The 15,036-nt window shown below is 58.7% G+C and carries 22 protein-coding genes and 1 other RNA gene; 1 reads left to right on the top strand and 22 read right to left on the bottom strand.

Going from position 1 to position 15,036, the window contains the following annotated elements:
• The 15 genes from RA27_RS20530 to RA27_RS20455 form a co-directional block, all read right to left on the bottom strand.
• Positions 1–330 carry a hypothetical protein gene (locus tag RA27_RS20530; protein WP_039543361.1) on the bottom strand — a complete coding sequence of 110 codons (330 nt, stop codon included), beginning with the start codon at positions 328–330 and terminating at the stop codon, positions 1–3.
• 98 nt (positions 331–428) lie between these two features.
• Complete coding sequence (locus tag RA27_RS20525) at positions 429–1,370, bottom strand: major capsid protein (RefSeq protein ID WP_039543358.1); 942 nt, start codon at positions 1,368–1,370, stop codon at positions 429–431.
• A gap of 9 nt (positions 1,371–1,379) precedes the next feature.
• Positions 1,380–1,718: a DUF2190 family protein gene (locus RA27_RS20520; RefSeq protein ID WP_039543356.1), complete on the bottom strand. Its 339-nt coding sequence runs from the start codon at positions 1,716–1,718 to the stop codon at positions 1,380–1,382.
• A 3-nt stretch (positions 1,719–1,721) separates the two neighbouring features.
• Positions 1,722–2,843, bottom strand: a complete 1,122-nt coding sequence (locus RA27_RS20515) for a hypothetical protein (RefSeq protein ID WP_039543355.1) — start codon at positions 2,841–2,843, stop codon at positions 1,722–1,724.
• 283 nt (positions 2,844–3,126) lie between these two features.
• Positions 3,127–3,609 carry a phage virion morphogenesis protein gene (locus RA27_RS20510; protein WP_052265417.1) on the bottom strand — a complete coding sequence of 161 codons (483 nt, stop codon included), beginning with the start codon at positions 3,607–3,609 and terminating at the stop codon, positions 3,127–3,129.
• Between the two features lie 299 nt (positions 3,610–3,908).
• Positions 3,909–4,193: a hypothetical protein gene (locus tag RA27_RS20505; protein ID WP_052265416.1), complete on the bottom strand. Its 285-nt coding sequence runs from the start codon at positions 4,191–4,193 to the stop codon at positions 3,909–3,911.
• A gap of 4 nt (positions 4,194–4,197) precedes the next feature.
• Complete coding sequence (locus tag RA27_RS20500; protein WP_039543352.1) at positions 4,198–4,392, bottom strand: hypothetical protein; 195 nt, start codon at positions 4,390–4,392, stop codon at positions 4,198–4,200.
• A gap of 119 nt (positions 4,393–4,511) precedes the next feature.
• Positions 4,512–7,277 (bottom strand): DUF935 family protein, encoded by a 2,766-nt coding sequence (locus RA27_RS23320; protein ID WP_052265415.1) that lies wholly within the window; start codon positions 7,275–7,277, stop codon positions 4,512–4,514.
• A 2-nt stretch (positions 7,278–7,279) separates the two neighbouring features.
• The gene (gene terL / locus RA27_RS20485; protein ID WP_039543350.1) at positions 7,280–8,887 is read right to left on the bottom strand and encodes a phage terminase large subunit; all 1,608 of its coding nucleotides are present in this window, start codon (positions 8,885–8,887) and stop codon (positions 7,280–7,282) included.
• Entirely contained in the window at positions 8,884–9,387 is a 504-nt protein-coding gene (locus RA27_RS20480) for a DUF1804 family protein (protein WP_039543348.1), read from the bottom strand. Before RA27_RS20480 ends, terL begins: the two co-directional genes overlap by 4 nt.
• A gap of 6 nt (positions 9,388–9,393) precedes the next feature.
• Entirely contained in the window at positions 9,394–9,621 is a 228-nt protein-coding gene (locus RA27_RS20475; protein WP_039543346.1) for a hypothetical protein, read from the bottom strand.
• Positions 9,622–9,825: 204 nt separating this feature from the next.
• On the bottom strand, positions 9,826–10,425 hold the full coding sequence (locus tag RA27_RS20470; protein WP_193746557.1) for a holin family protein: 600 nt from the start codon (positions 10,423–10,425) through the stop codon (positions 9,826–9,828).
• A complete protein-coding gene (locus RA27_RS20465) occupies positions 10,416–11,027 on the bottom strand; it encodes a holin-associated N-acetylmuramidase (protein ID WP_039543342.1) in 612 nt (203 codons plus the stop codon). Before RA27_RS20465 ends, RA27_RS20470 begins: the two co-directional genes overlap by 10 nt.
• 83 nt (positions 11,028–11,110) lie before the next feature.
• A complete protein-coding gene (locus RA27_RS20460; protein WP_152610756.1) occupies positions 11,111–11,476 on the bottom strand; it encodes a hypothetical protein in 366 nt (121 codons plus the stop codon).
• Between the two features lie 17 nt (positions 11,477–11,493).
• Positions 11,494–11,736: a hypothetical protein gene (locus RA27_RS20455; RefSeq protein ID WP_039543337.1), complete on the bottom strand. Its 243-nt coding sequence runs from the start codon at positions 11,734–11,736 to the stop codon at positions 11,494–11,496.
• A 109-nt stretch (positions 11,737–11,845) separates the two neighbouring features.
• Between RA27_RS20455 and RA27_RS20450 the strand changes: the two genes are divergently transcribed.
• A complete protein-coding gene (locus tag RA27_RS20450) occupies positions 11,846–12,181 on the top strand; it encodes a hypothetical protein (RefSeq protein ID WP_152610755.1) in 336 nt (111 codons plus the stop codon).
• A 2-nt stretch (positions 12,182–12,183) separates the two neighbouring features.
• Here the strand turns inward: RA27_RS20450 and RA27_RS20445 are convergent, their stop codons facing one another.
• The 7 genes from RA27_RS20445 to RA27_RS20420 form a co-directional block, all read right to left on the bottom strand.
• Positions 12,184–12,576: a regulatory protein GemA gene (locus tag RA27_RS20445; protein ID WP_039543332.1), complete on the bottom strand. Its 393-nt coding sequence runs from the start codon at positions 12,574–12,576 to the stop codon at positions 12,184–12,186.
• Positions 12,566–13,225, bottom strand: a complete 660-nt coding sequence (locus tag RA27_RS20440; RefSeq protein WP_039543329.1) for a hypothetical protein — start codon at positions 13,223–13,225, stop codon at positions 12,566–12,568. Before RA27_RS20440 ends, RA27_RS20445 begins: the two co-directional genes overlap by 11 nt.
• A 10-nt stretch (positions 13,226–13,235) precedes the next feature.
• Positions 13,236–13,310, bottom strand: an RNA gene (locus RA27_RS23825) — hammerhead ribozyme type II.
• The gene (locus RA27_RS20435) at positions 13,311–13,592 is read right to left on the bottom strand and encodes an HU family DNA-binding protein (RefSeq protein ID WP_039543327.1); all 282 of its coding nucleotides are present in this window, start codon (positions 13,590–13,592) and stop codon (positions 13,311–13,313) included.
• Between the two features lie 18 nt (positions 13,593–13,610).
• On the bottom strand, positions 13,611–13,958 hold the full coding sequence (locus RA27_RS20430) for a helix-turn-helix transcriptional regulator (RefSeq protein ID WP_039543326.1): 348 nt from the start codon (positions 13,956–13,958) through the stop codon (positions 13,611–13,613).
• Positions 13,959–13,979: 21 nt separating this feature from the next.
• Positions 13,980–14,576 carry a hypothetical protein gene (locus tag RA27_RS23315; protein WP_052265414.1) on the bottom strand — a complete coding sequence of 199 codons (597 nt, stop codon included), beginning with the start codon at positions 14,574–14,576 and terminating at the stop codon, positions 13,980–13,982.
• Positions 14,573–14,845, bottom strand: a complete 273-nt coding sequence (locus RA27_RS20420) for a hypothetical protein (RefSeq protein WP_039543323.1) — start codon at positions 14,843–14,845, stop codon at positions 14,573–14,575. The genes RA27_RS23315 and RA27_RS20420 overlap by 4 nt, the downstream gene beginning before the upstream one ends.
• Between the last annotated feature and the right edge of the window lie 191 nt (positions 14,846–15,036).

The raw sequence follows: 15,036 nt of genomic DNA, 5'->3' as shown, positions 1-15,036 counted from the left end.
TTACTCGGCAGCCGGTTTGAAAATGGCGACGGCTGCGGCGGTGGTTTCAAAGCCGAGATGGTCGTTAAGCGCTTTGAGCGCATCCGCACGAATGTCGCCATCTTTCTTGAAGGCGCTTTCCGGCAACTCACTGAGGGCCTTCTTCAACGCCTCGACCTTCGCGTCATCGGTCGGCACCGCGTCTTGGTCATCGGCATCGTCTTCGGGATCCGCCTCACGCACAGCGCCGTCGGGCAGATCAGTCAGTTCATCTTCGGTCAGGTCGATGCGCTCGTCTGCCGCATAGTATTTGCCACCCTTCTTGATGCGGTGGTTGGCAATGTGGGACATCTCAGATCTCCATTGATTGGGGTTTGGGCAGTTTGGCGTCGTGCCCAGGACGTTGTTGGCGAGGTTGCTTCCTCGCTCTTGCTCTCGAGGGGGTAGGCTTAGATCGGGTTGGGGAACAGGAAGCCCGCGTCCGCGCCGGTCAGCTCGGGCGACCACTCTTCCTTGATTTTGTAGACCCAGCTGTCACAGCTATCGTCCGAGTAGGGTTTCATGATCTGCGGGTGACCGCGCAGGCGGTAGGTGTACCCGAAGGACGGAACCATGTAGTTCGTGCCCATCGGCCTGAACGACAGGATCGCATCGTTGCCCCAGATGTCCTGTGCATCGGCGTCATCGGAGGCACCTTCTTCCAGATACACGGCCTTACCAACGATGACCTTGTCGATGTCGAAATACTTGGCCAACATCTCAACCGTGATCGAGTCGGAGCTGGTGTATTTGAACTGCTCCTTGATCTTCGGGTGCTGCTTCAGGACGTTGAAGGTCGGAGCCCCAATCGTCAGCTGGTTCGGATAGCGCCCGATACGGCGACGCACCTGTTCCTTGCCCTCGTTGATATCGGCGGCCGGATCACTGTTGGGATCAGACCACTTGTCAGACCCGGTCAGCGACATCTTGTTGTTGGCGGCATAGTTGTTCGGGTTCCGAACCAAATCCGCAATGTCGGCCTCGCGACCAAGCGCAATGATGTCGAGAACCATTTCGACGCTGCCACGCGCCAGGTCAACACCAGGCACTTTGGATGCCTCTTCCATGTTCTCCCACGGCACCTTGGCGGCCAAGGCTTCCTGCTGCAGTGCGACGGCATTGGACGCATAGCCATACTGCACCGTCTGGTATTGCGCGCCGGGTGCGCGGCGTGTGTTCATCTTGCGGAAGCTGTCCTTGCCAAAGCGCAGGACGCGCACACCGCGTGTCGGAATGTCGGCAACCGGCAGGAGCAGGTGACCGATCATCTCGGAATTGCGATAGCCCTGGGCGTGAGTGGACAGGATCGGGTCAATGACACGGGCCTGAGTGGTGTTCATATTGCGAGACATAGCGGCCCCTTACTTGATCAGAATTTTGACGATATCGCCGGGGTTGGCTGCGGCGGTCAGAGCGCGGCCGGCAGCTGTTCCGGCGGCCCGGGTGATCGGTTGCCCGTTGGCATCCGACTGGACTTCGACACCTTGGGCGATTGCGGCCCCGGCAATCATGTCGCGCACGCCGATCACATCGACCGCAACCGCACGACCGGACACTTCGTCGTTGTGGGACACGCCGAGAACGGCATCGCCGTCACCAGCCTGTGCGCCCGCAACCGTCACGAAGCGGTGCGCGCTGACATCCCCGGTCAGGGTTACGGTGATGGGCAGAATGGAAATCGAAGACAGAAGCGGCCCCATGGATCAGGCTCCCTCTACTGCGACAACGGCGTCGATATAGGCCGTGCCGGGGTTGGCTTTTTGGAAGGCAACAGCCTTGCCGTGAACTGCAAGCCCTTCGGGATCCACGGACAAACCGTCGGTCGAGGCAAAGGACACGTTGCCCGTGCCCGGAGCATTCTCCAGATCGGTTTCGCCCTGGGGAACGATCTCGGGCTGCGCGTTCAGGATGTCCTTCAGCAGGTCGGACGGGTTGGTGGTTTTGTCGGTGCCGTCATCCGAGAAGGAAATCTCGGTCTCGGTCAGACCGCCCAGCTCATCGAGCAGGGCCGCCACACCGTCGCGCTGGACCGGCAACAGCTTGCCTTTGGCGATCAGATCGTCGGCAAAAGCAACGCTTACGTTGTGACGCAAAGCGCGCTCGCGCTTGGCCAGATTAGCCTCGCGCGCAACGAGGTCTTTGGGATCTCCGGGCATGGAGGTCTCCTTTGGTTCGGGTTGGGAAAAGCCGGGGTTGACAGACTCAGGCTCATCGCCCGCCTGTTCGATCCAGCGGATGTGATATTCGGGGACGGCTTCGTTGGCAGCGTCCAGGCCATATTTCTCGATGAAAAACTCACGGATGCGCCGAAAAAGCGAGCCGCTGCTTTCAGCAACGTCTGGCAGCGAGAATGCGACCTCAACCAGTTCATCATCACCGCTCTCGGCGAACTCGACCGGGGTCAGACCGCTGACGGCCGGGGCTGCACCACCCAGAAAACCGAGATGCCGGGGATAGTAACTGCCTGGCACCGGGTTGTTCGACGCATCAGGCGAGAAAAACTTCATCGACACCTTGCGGTATCGGCCCTCTTCTACGGCCGAGACGAACTCGGGGGCCAACCTGTCCAGCTCAGCCACCAATGTACCGCTCTCGTTGACCTCAAAGCCCTGGACCCAGCCAAAAGCCGGATCGTCATGCTTGGGGTGGCCAACAACAACCGGAGCTGGCGCGGCGTCGGGATCGTACCCGGATGCCATAGCTGCCACGTCAGCCTCGGTGAACGCATATTCCTGGCCGTTCATCGCCCGGAAGGTGCCCGGCCGGAACACCTCCACCTTGCGTGTCGTCGCTACATTGCTCTGCCCCGTGGATTTAGTGGACATGGATAATTTGCTCCATCGCATAACTCGTGGAGGCAAATTAACCGGCTGAATTTTGGGGAAATACCTGAACTGAGTTCAGGGGAGCGACCCTGGAGGAGCTGCCCCGATCATGGCGAAGATCGAGGCATTCGCAAGCAATTTGTGTAATTGCGCCCGAGGAGAAGATATCAGGATCGCCACACAGCGTTTTTAACGGTGGGTTTAACGCAGGTAACGGGGCTTCAGGCGTCACGATAGCCGCAAAGCGACTTTAGCACCTCAGTAGCGTGTTTTCGCAACCCGGTTACTCGTCCATGAAATACCCGATGGCCTCCTCTTCAATCAGCTCCATGTCAGCATCCGAGAAACCAAGATACGGGCGCGCCGGGATCACCGCCGTCAGACCTCGACCGGCCTCGCCACCAAACTGGTGGATGGCGGCGTAATCCTCGACCACCTTGCCAGTGCCGATTTTAAGACTGCCGCCAGAGACCTGATAATTGATCGAGCCCGCCAGATGACCCCGCATCCGCAGGATGGTCATCGGGGCGTTGCCGTATTTCTTCTGGCGGCGGCGGATCTGGGACTCTGAGAGCGGTGCCCAGGGCTTTCCGTCCGGACCTTTTTCAGCCTTGAAGCGTTGATTGATGACGCCACCGGCCCCCGCAAACTCTTCACCGATGGATTTCAGGAAGGGATCGGGATTTTCCAGCTTGGTAAGGCGCGAACGCAGATCCGCACGCAGGCGCTTGTCGTTGAAGCTGAATTCCATGCGGGTGCCGGTCATATCAGGCTCCTATGTTTTGTCTTTCATCATCTCAATGCACGAGCGCGCACGACCGAAGTTGGGCCATCCCTGCACTTTGCTGGAGTAGTATTTTCGCTCATTGTCCAAAAGCCGGCGCCACACCCCGTGATACCGACGCCCGTCGACACGATCTCCATCAAGCATCATTCGGATCAAAGCACTTGCATCATTGCAAAGGCTTGCGATTCTTCGATCACGTGAGCGCCAGTACGAAGCGTGAGCCAACATGTCATTAGCGACCTCAGCAGGTGATGCCATCAACCCTCCTCCTATCCATTTCAACAGTCAGGTCGGCCGCGATGGGCACGAAGCTGTGCCGGCGTCACGATATCGCCGTTCATGGCCAGCCAGGACAGCGACCCGTTCTCCCAGCTGAAGGTGTCATAGTGGTCCATGACCGTCTTTGACGGGTTGTCCAGGAAAGCCGGTATCAGCTCGGGATGAGCGCTCAGCACGGATACCACCATGCCCGCGAGTTCGCAGGCACCAACCCCAGCATGGCTGGCGGTGACGGCGCTGTATTCGGCGACGATCCGGAACACCTGTTCCGTTGTATAGATCATGACATCACCCCAGGGATGCACGGACGATGCAATCCTTGGCCTCGAGCAGCTTGCGCAGCCCGACACTCTTTTCAGGCCCGTCATAGGTGTCGGTATCGATCTGACGCGCGAGATCCCCGAAGGGCTTGCTGACTGCCTGCAGATGCTCCGGCAGGTGTTCGTAGTCGAAGTATTTCAGGATGGGATTGGGCGTTTTCATGGATTTTCCCTTTGGTTGAATTTCTGCCCGACCGAGCTTATATTGGTTGGCGTTCAGACGAGAACCGTTGCGGGTCCACCTGCTCGTCTGGCGAAGGGCTGAAGCGCAACATTCGCCCTTTACTCCTCCCTTCGATAGATCAACGCACCGCGCCGGTTCTTCTCGAGATAGGTTCGTGACGGCTTGTTGCGCTTGCCCGCGCGGGGGTCGAAGCTGGTCAGACCGTGCCACCCCGACGAGGACCAGATGAAGGACGAGTATCCGGCAAGGTCCGGCTCCCACCGCAGATAGCGGCGCACCAGGCGTGTGTATCCGGAGCGCTCGGTTTCCCAATCCACCCAAATCTCATCGGGGTCGAATACCGTTTCCGCAAGCCGTTCCATCTGCACGGCCCGCGAGCGTTTCATGGCTTTCCATGCGCCATCCGCATTGCGGAACAACTGATCGGATATCACCACAGCTTGCCCGGCCTTATCCCGATACAGAACACCCCGGCCGAGATCAGCACCAAACCGATGCAGGAACCGCTGGACATAGAATTCCTCATCCCGGCCTTCAGGCAACACAGGCGCGGAAAACGGTCGACCAAGATCCGAAAGCGGTGGTGAGACCGGTAAAGGCAATTCCGGCTGGGTTGGACTTAACGGTTTCTGCAGCTCACGCGGCACGATCCCGCGCTCCCAAGTGTCTCCCGGCTGATAGCCCCAGCCGAAATCGATCCCCTCTGGCACCCAGATTGTCTTGCCAGTCGTCGGGTCCTGAACCTTCCGCATCTCCAGTGTCGGCGGCGTATCCGGGCCGTCCCTACCCAGGCGTTTCAACCCGGCCGCGCTGATTGCACGAACGCCGCAGGAGCATTTCCAACCGTTGGGCGGGTAAATCTGGTCCCAGATCGGGTCATCATGCATGAAGACCTTGCCGTCCCATGCCAGGTGTTCTTCGCGGGGCTGCTTCGGTTCGCGGTTCTCGGCGTGGACATACAGCCAGTAGGGTTTGTTTTTCACCACGTCCGGATCGCGCATCTGTTTCAGACGACCTGCCTGATGCGCCGTGCGCAGGTTGGTGTCATAGATCACCCGCGTGCGCCAATTGCGCCCGCCGTTGTAATCCCAGCCGTGCCGCGTGACGATCTCATCAAAGCCTTTGCGGAACGCCTCCAGGCCGCCTCCGTCATTCACGGCCTTGTCCAGCGCTCCGCGCAGATCCTCGACCAACGATACGGAATCTGCCCCTGCGACGACAAAGGCGCGGTCATGTGCCTGGTGCAACGTATCGGTCCAAACCCGACTAGGCAGGCTGACTTTCTGACGGTAGAACTCCTGCGCTTCTTTGAACGTGACAGTGCCAACCTTTGGCTCCGCCAGCGCGGGTCCATCTTCGCCCAGGATTTCACCGCGGCCGATCAGTCCCGCCAGCGCGAAAGCATCACCCAGAGCTTCGACATAGGGATTTTCACCCACCAACCGAGTCTGCCAGTCCACCAGCGCCTGCCTTACCTCGTCCACGGTATCCGGCAGGCCAGTGGTGGTTTTCAGTTCGTGTATCCAAGCCTCATGCGTCGGGCGGATCGCCGCCTCGGTGGCCGCGATCAGATCCTCGATCGACAACGTACCATCATCGGCAAAGGCTATGTCAGGACTTTTTTTTTGAGCGTCCGGATCTGCCACAGGTGCAACTTCCTGCATCGCGCAGCCAAAGACATCGTCCATATGGGCACCGATATCTTTGGGCTCATATCCGGCATCCCGTGCAGCTTTGAGCGCGTCCATGTCTTTGATACGGCGTTCAGCCCGTTTGCGCTTCAGCTCCTCTTGCGCAATCTCGTTGGCAGGGCGCGGACGCCAGACCTTCGGTAGTGTTACATTGGGATAATTGAACTCGCAGAGCCACCGAATGAAGGTGTTGTTCAGCGTACCCGACAAAAGATCACTGTCGCTGTCGATCAAGGCGTCAAGGATGTCTGCATGGGTTTCGGACGCAGCCCGTGCACCGTTGTCACCCATCTCGGTTGTGAGCGTTTCGCCCAAAACCGCCTTGGACATTTCTGCATTCCAAAACTTGCCCCAGACCGAATAATCCACCGTGCCCGACCGCTTCGCCTCAAAACTATCCAGCTCAGTGCCGATGGGCACAGTGATCGCCGAGCTGTTGTTCATCTTTTTGAGAACCCGCATCAGTTCTTGCTGATGCTGAGACCCGCGTCCCTCTACATATTTGCCAACCGGGATCGGAGCCGAGAAACGCTCGAGATAATGCATCCAGTAGCCGACGCCATTGCGTTTGAACAAAACCGGCCAGAACAAACGGGTGCCCATACCAAGGCCATAGGGATTGTTGCCCTTCACCCCAACGCGGTGGACGACAAACTTGCGCTGCGGCAGTTTTTCTCCCAGCGCGGGCGATGACCAGGTCAAAAGCCGGGGCTGCCATTTCCGATCAAAGACAAAGCGGCGTTGCTCCAGCGCGTTGACATACTCAGGACGGATGTGGCGGCCGTCGCGCGTATAAACGTTCTCGGCGATGGCAAAGCCCTTGTTGGTGGCATCCAGCAGGTCCATACAGATCTGATCGAACGGCAGGCTGCTTAGAACATCCCGAATGAAATCGGCGGCGGCAATGTCCTGTTTGCCCTCACCGCCTGGTTCAACGACCCAATCCCGCCCGATCAGCTTGTGTTTACGTTTCTGCAGGACGGACCAGGCATGTGTGTCGCGCTCGATGGCGTCATAGATCTTCAGGCCTTCGCCGCCGCCGCGCTCGATCAGGGTGTCATCCAGCGGATGCAGTACGTCCGAGTAGTTGGCGATGGTGATGTCATTGGCGACCGTTGCGACGGCGCTGCCTGTGTTGAGGCGTCGGGCTTTCTTTGCCTTTTTCTCTACCATGGTCAGTATCCCGCCGTTGGATCATTGCTTGCGGCCGCAACCGCGATCTGGGTGCTGCCGGATGCAGCACCACCGAATTTGAGCGCGTTGGAATAGAGCATTTCCAGACAGTCCGGCCCGTCATCATGGGGTGCTGTCGGCCATTGCTGCAGTTGGTCGATCAGGGTGCGCTGGTCTTTGTGCAGGCGGATCAGCCCGGCCGCGATGGGGGGCTGCAGGCGCTCGATCCGCAACTCCTTATCGGCGAAGGGCTGGATCGGATAACACGGCATCGCCAGCCCGGCCTTGGCTGCGCGCTTCATGGCCTCGGTCCTGAAGAACTCCTGAAACTGGATGCTTTCCACGAACCACAGCGTACATTCATATTCGCGCTGCATGGCAAGCGCGTCTTCGATGATCACATCCGGCAGACGCTTGCGGATCGACGCCTCGATGACGTCAAGGACGCCGGTCTCGGGTGAATAACCCCCGACCAGAATGGCGCTCGGGTCGCGGCCTTTCTTCTTTTTGCCAAGTGACGGGTCGATGGCCCCGAAATACAGCCAGTCATACCGCGTCATGACCCAATAGGTCAGATCCCGGAATGCGTTGTCACCGTTGATCGGATTGTTCTGGTATTCCGATTCAAAGCTGTCGTGGTCGCCCGCGCGCTCCGTCATCAGGAACAACAGGCTGTGCATCTCGGGCCAGTTCACAATGGCCCCTTTCACCATCTCGGCCTTGTGCTTCAGGAAGAAGGCGTCAGAGGCGGGCTCGTCGTTGAGATACAGCTCTTCCCATACGTCCCACAGGTCCATGCGGTCGGGCCATTTCAGAAGCGCTTGGTACCGCGATACCTTCCAGCCTGGCTTTTTCGAGAACCGGACAATGACGGCATCGAACAACAGCACGGTGCCCGCGTAGAGCACATCCATGGAGCCGTCTGTGGGCCCGAGCTTCAGGACGGCTTTTGAGACCCATTTCTCCAGCTTGTCCCGCTGTTTTGGGCTTTCGACGTTCTCGTCGTTCTCGATATCGTCCAGAACAACTAGATCTGGGCGGTAGGGGCCATGGCGGCGGCCCCGGATCTTCTTGCCGGTACCGAAGCCTTCGACTTTGATGTTGTTGCGGGTGACAATGACGCCCTCGCGCCACGTCCGGCCTGCACCGGTGACTTCGGGAAAATCGTAGGCTATGCGCGGGTTGATCTCCAGCTCTGCCTTGATTGCCTCGATCATCACGGCCGCTTGTTCAAAAGCGTCCATGATCAGACAGATGTAATGCTTCTGCCCGGTCAGGATGCACCACAGGGGAAAGCCCTGGGAAATGTGGGTGGATTTTGCCGAGCCTCGCGGGGCGATGACAAGACGCCGCTCACCCTCCGTGGTTTGAACCATGGCGGGCAGATCGCGATAGAGTTCCTGGTGCAGCAGCGACGGGGGCTTGCCCAGATAGTGCACCATGTAGGTTTCCATGAAGAACCGATAGCCGGTCTCGGGATCGCGCACGCGCTCCAGCCGGTCGGTTTTTGCGGCCTCATCGACCACAAAGGCCTCAACCTCCAACTCGATCTTGGCCCTGAAGCTCTGGGCCAGATCGGCGATGCCATCCAGGAACTCGTTTGCCTTCATGACTGATAGACCTTCACCAGCTCAGCGCCAAACGGCTCCAGAACCTCCTGAAACGCCGTGCCGTGCTGCGAGAATTCGCCCGCAATGAACTCGGCCAATCGCTTGACCACATCCATGGCAATCGCCATTTCATTCAGCTTTGGGGCGGTGCGGCCAGCGGCCAGAACCATCTTGTTGAAACTGTCCGACAGCGAGGCCATCAGCTTGACCTTGGCACCGGGATCGATCTGGCTGTCTTCCTTGACCTGCTCCATTGTGACCTGGAACATCACCGTGAAATCTTCAATCACAGCGGCCACCATGGATTCGAGACCTTCGCCCTTCATCGTGGCGGCGGCGCGGGCAATGTCCCAGTCATCCCCGGACTGCTTGGCCTCGCCCTTCCAGCGGCGCAGGGTGCCCTCTGATACGTCAAGCGATGCGCTGATCGTGGGGATCGCGCAGCGGGTCTGGACATACATAGTGCGCGCTTTGGTGCGCGTATCTTTTGCGTGCGCCATTCTGGATCAGGATCCGCCGGAGAATTGACTCTTGATCAAACCAATGGTGACAGCGACAACGCCACCAGCCACGCCGCCGTTCAATGCGCTCTTGCGTTCGACGGCCCGCAGTCGGTCATCCATTGAATCGAGTTTCGCTGAATGGGCCTGCTGGCCTGCATGCAAATTGTCCAGTTTGGCGCTGATCGAACCCAGCTCACGGGCCAGTGCGGTGGGAAGTCCTGTATCGCTCATGTTGTCTGCTCTTGTGTTTTGCGAGTGGTTGCCGGTCTCTCCCGACTGTCACGTGCTTCAAGGTAGCCCCCACGTCCTGACCCCCTTTTGGTTTGGCGCGGGAACCACCCCCGCACGTCGCGCCCAAACTCGATCATAAGCGCCCCGGCCGTTATCCGTTTGTAGGGTCGCACCGCCGGGTGCCGCACTCCCTTCCCCGTATCGCTAATCGGTGCCTTTACTCTGAGAGGTTTCGCCAGATCGCCACGCTGAAATTGCCGCGTTCCCTGGTTCAGCACGGGTTGCTTGAAGGGTCAGATCACTATCCGCGCCGGTGCTGGCGACACCGGGACTGTCGTAATTTAGGCCCCGTAAGGCGGCGATATTCTCGACCACCACCGGCGCGCGGGAGAGTGTCTCAGCAATGGATTTCTGAAACTGCTGGGTCTTCAGCTGATGCCGCGCACCAAAATAGAAAGAGACCACAACACCCATCAACCACCACAAAGGCTCTGGCACGAGCGCCAGCCCCTGCATACGGGCTGCAAACCAGACCGGGTCGATCATGGCCGCCGCGAACAGAAACACCACCGATAAAGCCATCAGGGGGCGTGGAATGCGATTGATGGCATCAATGAAACTATCAAAGCGGGAGGTTTTGACCGAAGCGAATTCCGCTGCGAACTGAGCCAGAGCTTCCTTGTCGTACTCGAACGACCGCTGCCCGGCAGCTTCGGCGTTCTCTCGGAACACTTCGGCGGTATCGCGCACCACATTGCGGCCGCCGCCAAACAGCAGGCCCAGAAGATTGCTGATCATGCCCATTGGCTGACCCTCCGTTGAAACTGATCATTGGTCAGGTGAAAGCGCGGCGAGATGAACTCTTCAGCCCGCTTGACCCAGCCACCTTTGCCGCCGCGACGGGTTCGCGCATATTTGCGGGAAGCCGGGCGACGATCAGCGAGGCGGAGATAATAATCCCGCCTCGCGATCCCGTAGGCATCGACCAGATACTCGCCCGCCCGAGCAAATACACGGGCCGTGGCAGCAGCTGTCTTCGGACCCAGCACGCCATCAACCGTCACCGGCTCTTGAAACTCGGCCAGCAGCCGTTGCAGGATTCGCACGGCGTTCGCACCGGCATTTACCTGCATGTCAAAAACGCTCGGCTGAAGCTGCACCGGCAACAGGTGGATGCGTGGGCGGCCGTAGTAATGCTGAAGGAAGATTTCTTCCGCCTGGTCACGGCTCAGACGGCGGACATCCGCGACATCGATGTCGCCATCTCGATCCAGATCGAGACCAAGACGGCGCATGGTGTGAATGGTGACGCCGTATTTGGTGGCCCCACCCGGATCGTCGGGATCGTTCACAAAGCCGCCTTCGCGGCCAACGATCTCCTGGGCAATTTGTTCGACGGATTTCAAAAGAAAAATGCTCCTGCAATGTGCAGGAGCAAACTAAACTGTCTATAGGGATAACGTGGCCCGCAATCGAGTTTAGGGCCGGATCAGAATAACGGTAATTGACGAGGGTCTGGCTTGTTTGGGATTTGAGGTGCACCGGCTTTTTTTCGGCACCGGCGTACCCAAGATTCAGTGTAGCCCAACCTCAACGCAATTTGAGGAACGGTCAAGCCTTTATCCACCAGACACTCAATCGCAGCAAATGTCTCCCGAAATGTGGGACGTTGCGATGGTACATAAACTCGATCTCCGCCGAACCCGGCTACCAGACGCTCTGCGATATCGACATCCAGCTTGGTGATGTAACCAGTCTCGATGACAACTTTTGGAACATTGACCACTATTCCAGGCAAACGTTCACAAAGTTGGAGCGCTACGTCTTCACCGCAGATGTCGGCCACATCCGCCATATCCCCTTTCCACACCATCAATTACCCTCCGTCCAGTTGAGCGGCCGCATGTTTCGCCGCCCGAAGATGACCGTAGTGACGACGCCGCCATTCATTCGGTAGTCCGTACCGTTAACCACGGCGCGTTTCGCACCACTGTTTAACGCTTCCCAGGTTTCGCTGTGGATCTGACGGCGCACCGCCTCGATGTCGACCATGGCAACCCTCTCAAGCCAGCTCAGGACGGCATGGTCGGTGACTGGGAGGTTCTTCTTACCCATTGCTCACCTGATTGTGCTCGGGCCTGCCGATTTTTCCTACGGACCCGATGTTGAACCTTCCTGGCTTCAAGACTACCTCCGCGCAAAATCTGAACTTGGAAGAATGACAATGAAGACAATTTTTACGACCATAGCGCTTTTGACCCTCTCGGCTCAGGGCTCGACCTCGGCTCCTGCTGTCACCAAAAACTGGAAAGAAGACGCGATACAAGAAATTGCAACGCTTCAAAATGTCGTCGAAGCCCGATGGAGCGAGAGGGGGTCGCTTTGGTTGTCTACGCTGCAGTCTGATGGTCGCCTTGCAACCTATACGCAAGACGTGGTGTGCACCGAATTGGTTCTCGCGGGTAAGCCTGATGGCGTGGGAGTTTTGGTCAGCTGGTATTCCGCGCAAGCCCTTGACCAACGCCAACTCGTCTATGTCGCAACCGCTTTGTGTATCTAAGATCACCCTCGCGCCCCCATTTTCTTTAGCGCCTCAATGACCACGGTGGCCTGGTTGAAACTCAGCCATTCCGGATCTGCGACGCCGGTCATCTTCTTCACGAATGCGCGTAGCGAGGCGACGTCCGAGTTTTCCCAGACACCGTCGCGCTTCAGTTGGCCCCACAGCGCGAAAATCAGCCGCACGTAAGCCTTGTCCGATTTCTTGCGCTTGGATCCACCAGACCAGCCCATCCGCTTGAACTCGCCGATCAGGGCACGCTTGGATTTGTCCGTCAGACCTTTCGCGCTGCGGGTGCCGGTGACGCGCTCCAACACGTCCCGGTACGTATCTTCGTCCAGACCCAGTTGCTTTTTGGCAATGTGGATCTGGGCAAGTTGCGCATCACGCCCCATGGCTACACCGGGCGCACAAGTCCAGGTTCTCCAGCGTCGGCGTGAAATGACGCGCGCAGATCCGGCATTTGTCCTGCTCTGCCAGCTCCGCGACTGCTGTGGTGACCTTTTCCAGCGGCGTTTTGGTTGGCTCAGCCACCGATACCAAAGCCCCGGCCGACGGCGCAGTTTCCTGCTTGCTCATCTTCTTCTTGTGGAAGGCCCATCTTGAGCGCAGCTTGGTCCAGCTCTTCCCGTGTCTTGCAGCCACGACTTTCAGGGTGTCGCCTGCTGACAGCATCCTGAACGCAGATCCGAGTTCGTCATCTGTCCAGGGATCGTCGCTGATCTCGGGGGCCGTGCCCGCTTCTTCTCCGAGTTTCGTAACCGGTGTGTAGGGAGCGCGTTGGTCCTTCGGCTCTACATCCGGTCCGGAAGCGGCGGTAGGCGCATCGCTGGTCTGCGGTGTAGTTTCCGGCGGTCGGGCTGGCGCGACATCTGCATTGGCCGCTGCCGAGTCCAGCTCGCTCTGCGCGTCGATCTCCTCCTCCTTCAGGAAGAGCATGAACTTTCGCGCGATATCAGGGTCCGTGAATGTGCCCATGACTACAGGCATCGAGCTTACGACTTCAAACTTACCCGGCTGGATTTCGTTTAGTTTGTATTCCATTTCTGCCTCATTCTGGCTGCTCATCAGACCGGGGTCACCACGCCCCGATGACCATCCCGGCGTGAACACCGGGACGGTTTCGCATTCAGTTCAGACGGTTCTTCATCTGCTGACCGCACTTGAAGGTCAGGGTGCTGCTGGCTGCGATGTCGATGCTCTCGCCGGTGGCCGGATTGCGACCCTTGCGTGCGGGCATGTCGCGGCGTTTAAACTTGCCGAAGCCGGGGATCGACACCTCGGTGCCGTTGGCCACAGCTTGCGCGATCCCATCGAGAAACGCATCGATGCTGGCGCGCACGACAGTTTGGTTGGTGCCGTGGGCGTCGGCGATTTCGCGGATCATGTCTTTCTTGGTGATCGTTTTCATGATGATTTTCCCTTCGGGTTATGCGCTGGGTTGCGCGGTTGCTTCTGCGATGTTGAGGAGGGCGATCTGCGCGTCGGCAGGGGAGCGACGGTAGAATTCCAATAGCTTCAACTCGGTCATGCTGCGCAGTTCAGAGGTCTCCGCAGGCTGCTTCAGCCCTTCAAAGAAATACGAAGGGGCGACCTGCAGGGCATTGGCCAGATCGCACAGGCGCGATGCGCTGACGCGATTGGCACCGGTCTCATACTTCTGCAGCTGCTGGAACCTGGTACCAATCCGCGAGGCGACCTCGCTTTGCGTCATTCCCATGACATGGCGGCGCTGGCGGATACGCTGGCCGATATGAATATCTTCGTTTCGGGGCATTTCGATCTCCTTCGGGTTAGATCAGGTTTCGATTTTGGGAGGCGTAACGAGGCCAAGGCGCGCCAAGTGCAACGCTTCGTCGGCCCAGAGCGCTCTGAAATAGCGCCAGTCGGCGCTGGTTTGCAGTTCGCGGATCAGATTGATGGCGCGCTCGATATGACCATGTGTGTCGCTTTCGGGAGCCATGCCGAAGAATACCGAAAGCTCGGCCTGGTACGCGACCCAATCGAACAGCTCGACTTCATGCGGACCGGATTTGCGGGCGACCTGCCATGCGGCGCGGATCTGTCGGTCGAGGCTGCGTTTGGCTCGTTTGGTGCTGTTTTTGATCGTGTAACTATAGTCCGTGTGTTGGCTGATGAACTCCAACGCCGGGGTAATGATGTCACCGATGAACGCCTCATGAGCGTCATGGAGCAGGCCCCATGCTTTTTCCGTCGGATCAGAACATAGGCGAGACACAACGACGGAATGCGCAGCAACCGACCACGGGACCGGAGTGCGCCCGGCGAAACGGTTGATCTTCGCCAGCGTGTCGGCCAGGGAACTGGCGGTCAGCACCGACAAGGGCAATTCCTCAAGGGTGATCGTGCCTTGCTGGGTGTGCAAATTGGTCATTCGAATTCTCCGGGCGCAGGCAGGGCCAGCGGCTTTTTGTTGGTGATCTGGCGGGGTTTGGCGGGGGCTTTCCTGCCGCGCGTGGCGGGTTTGCGCTTGGGCTTCTGGGCGTCGGCGACGCGCTGAAGGCCTTCCAGATCCAACGCCATATCCATGGCACTGCCGTACTCAACCTCGAGCTTAAGGACGTGTTTCCCCGCTCGCGTCGTGCCGCTGAACGTCTTGAGCTTTTTGCGCTCGGCAACTGAGTCTTCGGTCAAAAAGAACATTTCTCTTCCTTGTGGTTGGTGCCGCCGCACGGCGAGCAGGTGCGCGCGACGGCTTTGGGCGGGGCAATATGAGTGGCCCGCCGTATTCGGTTCAGTCCGGTTTTCCGGTACAGACAGCCTTGTGTGCTTTCAGACCTTTCTGTCCGCGCACGGCTTTGCCGCAGGCTTCACAGTCAGTTTTCGTCCCGTCG

It is taken from the genome of Ruegeria sp. ANG-R, from assembly GCF_000813985.1.
GTDB lineage: Bacteria > Pseudomonadota > Alphaproteobacteria > Rhodobacterales > Rhodobacteraceae > Ruegeria.
This window is presented reverse-complemented; position numbering and strand designations above follow the sequence as displayed.

Coding starts and splice junctions, on each gene's coding strand:
- RA27_RS20530 (WP_039543361.1), bottom strand. CDS start 330: ATGTCCCACATTGCCAACCACCGCATCAAGAAGGGTGGCAAATACTAT.
- RA27_RS20525 (WP_039543358.1), bottom strand. CDS start 1,370: ATGTCTCGCAATATGAACACCACTCAGGCCCGTGTCATTGACCCGATC.
- RA27_RS20520 (WP_039543356.1), bottom strand. CDS start 1,718: ATGGGGCCGCTTCTGTCTTCGATTTCCATTCTGCCCATCACCGTAACC.
- RA27_RS20515 (WP_039543355.1), bottom strand. CDS start 2,843: ATGTCCACTAAATCCACGGGGCAGAGCAATGTAGCGACGACACGCAAG.
- RA27_RS20510 (WP_052265417.1), bottom strand. CDS start 3,609: ATGACCGGCACCCGCATGGAATTCAGCTTCAACGACAAGCGCCTGCGT.
- RA27_RS20505 (WP_052265416.1), bottom strand. CDS start 4,193: ATGATCTATACAACGGAACAGGTGTTCCGGATCGTCGCCGAATACAGC.
- RA27_RS20500 (WP_039543352.1), bottom strand. CDS start 4,392: ATGAAAACGCCCAATCCCATCCTGAAATACTTCGACTACGAACACCTG.
- RA27_RS23320 (WP_052265415.1), bottom strand. CDS start 7,277: ATGGTAGAGAAAAAGGCAAAGAAAGCCCGACGCCTCAACACAGGCAGC.
- terL (WP_039543350.1), bottom strand. CDS start 8,887: ATGAAGGCAAACGAGTTCCTGGATGGCATCGCCGATCTGGCCCAGAGC.
- RA27_RS20480 (WP_039543348.1), bottom strand. CDS start 9,387: ATGGCGCACGCAAAAGATACGCGCACCAAAGCGCGCACTATGTATGTC.
- RA27_RS20475 (WP_039543346.1), bottom strand. CDS start 9,621: ATGAGCGATACAGGACTTCCCACCGCACTGGCCCGTGAGCTGGGTTCG.
- RA27_RS20470 (WP_193746557.1), bottom strand. CDS start 10,425: ATGGGCATGATCAGCAATCTTCTGGGCCTGCTGTTTGGCGGCGGCCGC.
- RA27_RS20460 (WP_152610756.1), bottom strand. CDS start 11,476: ATGGCGGATGTGGCCGACATCTGCGGTGAAGACGTAGCGCTCCAACTT.
- RA27_RS20455 (WP_039543337.1), bottom strand. CDS start 11,736: ATGGGTAAGAAGAACCTCCCAGTCACCGACCATGCCGTCCTGAGCTGG.
- RA27_RS20450 (WP_152610755.1), top strand. CDS start 11,846: ATGAAGACAATTTTTACGACCATAGCGCTTTTGACCCTCTCGGCTCAG.
- RA27_RS20445 (WP_039543332.1), bottom strand. CDS start 12,576: ATGGGGCGTGATGCGCAACTTGCCCAGATCCACATTGCCAAAAAGCAA.
- RA27_RS20440 (WP_039543329.1), bottom strand. CDS start 13,225: ATGGAATACAAACTAAACGAAATCCAGCCGGGTAAGTTTGAAGTCGTA.
- RA27_RS20435 (WP_039543327.1), bottom strand. CDS start 13,592: ATGAAAACGATCACCAAGAAAGACATGATCCGCGAAATCGCCGACGCC.
- RA27_RS20430 (WP_039543326.1), bottom strand. CDS start 13,958: ATGCCCCGAAACGAAGATATTCATATCGGCCAGCGTATCCGCCAGCGC.
- RA27_RS23315 (WP_052265414.1), bottom strand. CDS start 14,576: ATGACCAATTTGCACACCCAGCAAGGCACGATCACCCTTGAGGAATTG.
- RA27_RS20420 (WP_039543323.1), bottom strand. CDS start 14,845: ATGTTCTTTTTGACCGAAGACTCAGTTGCCGAGCGCAAAAAGCTCAAG.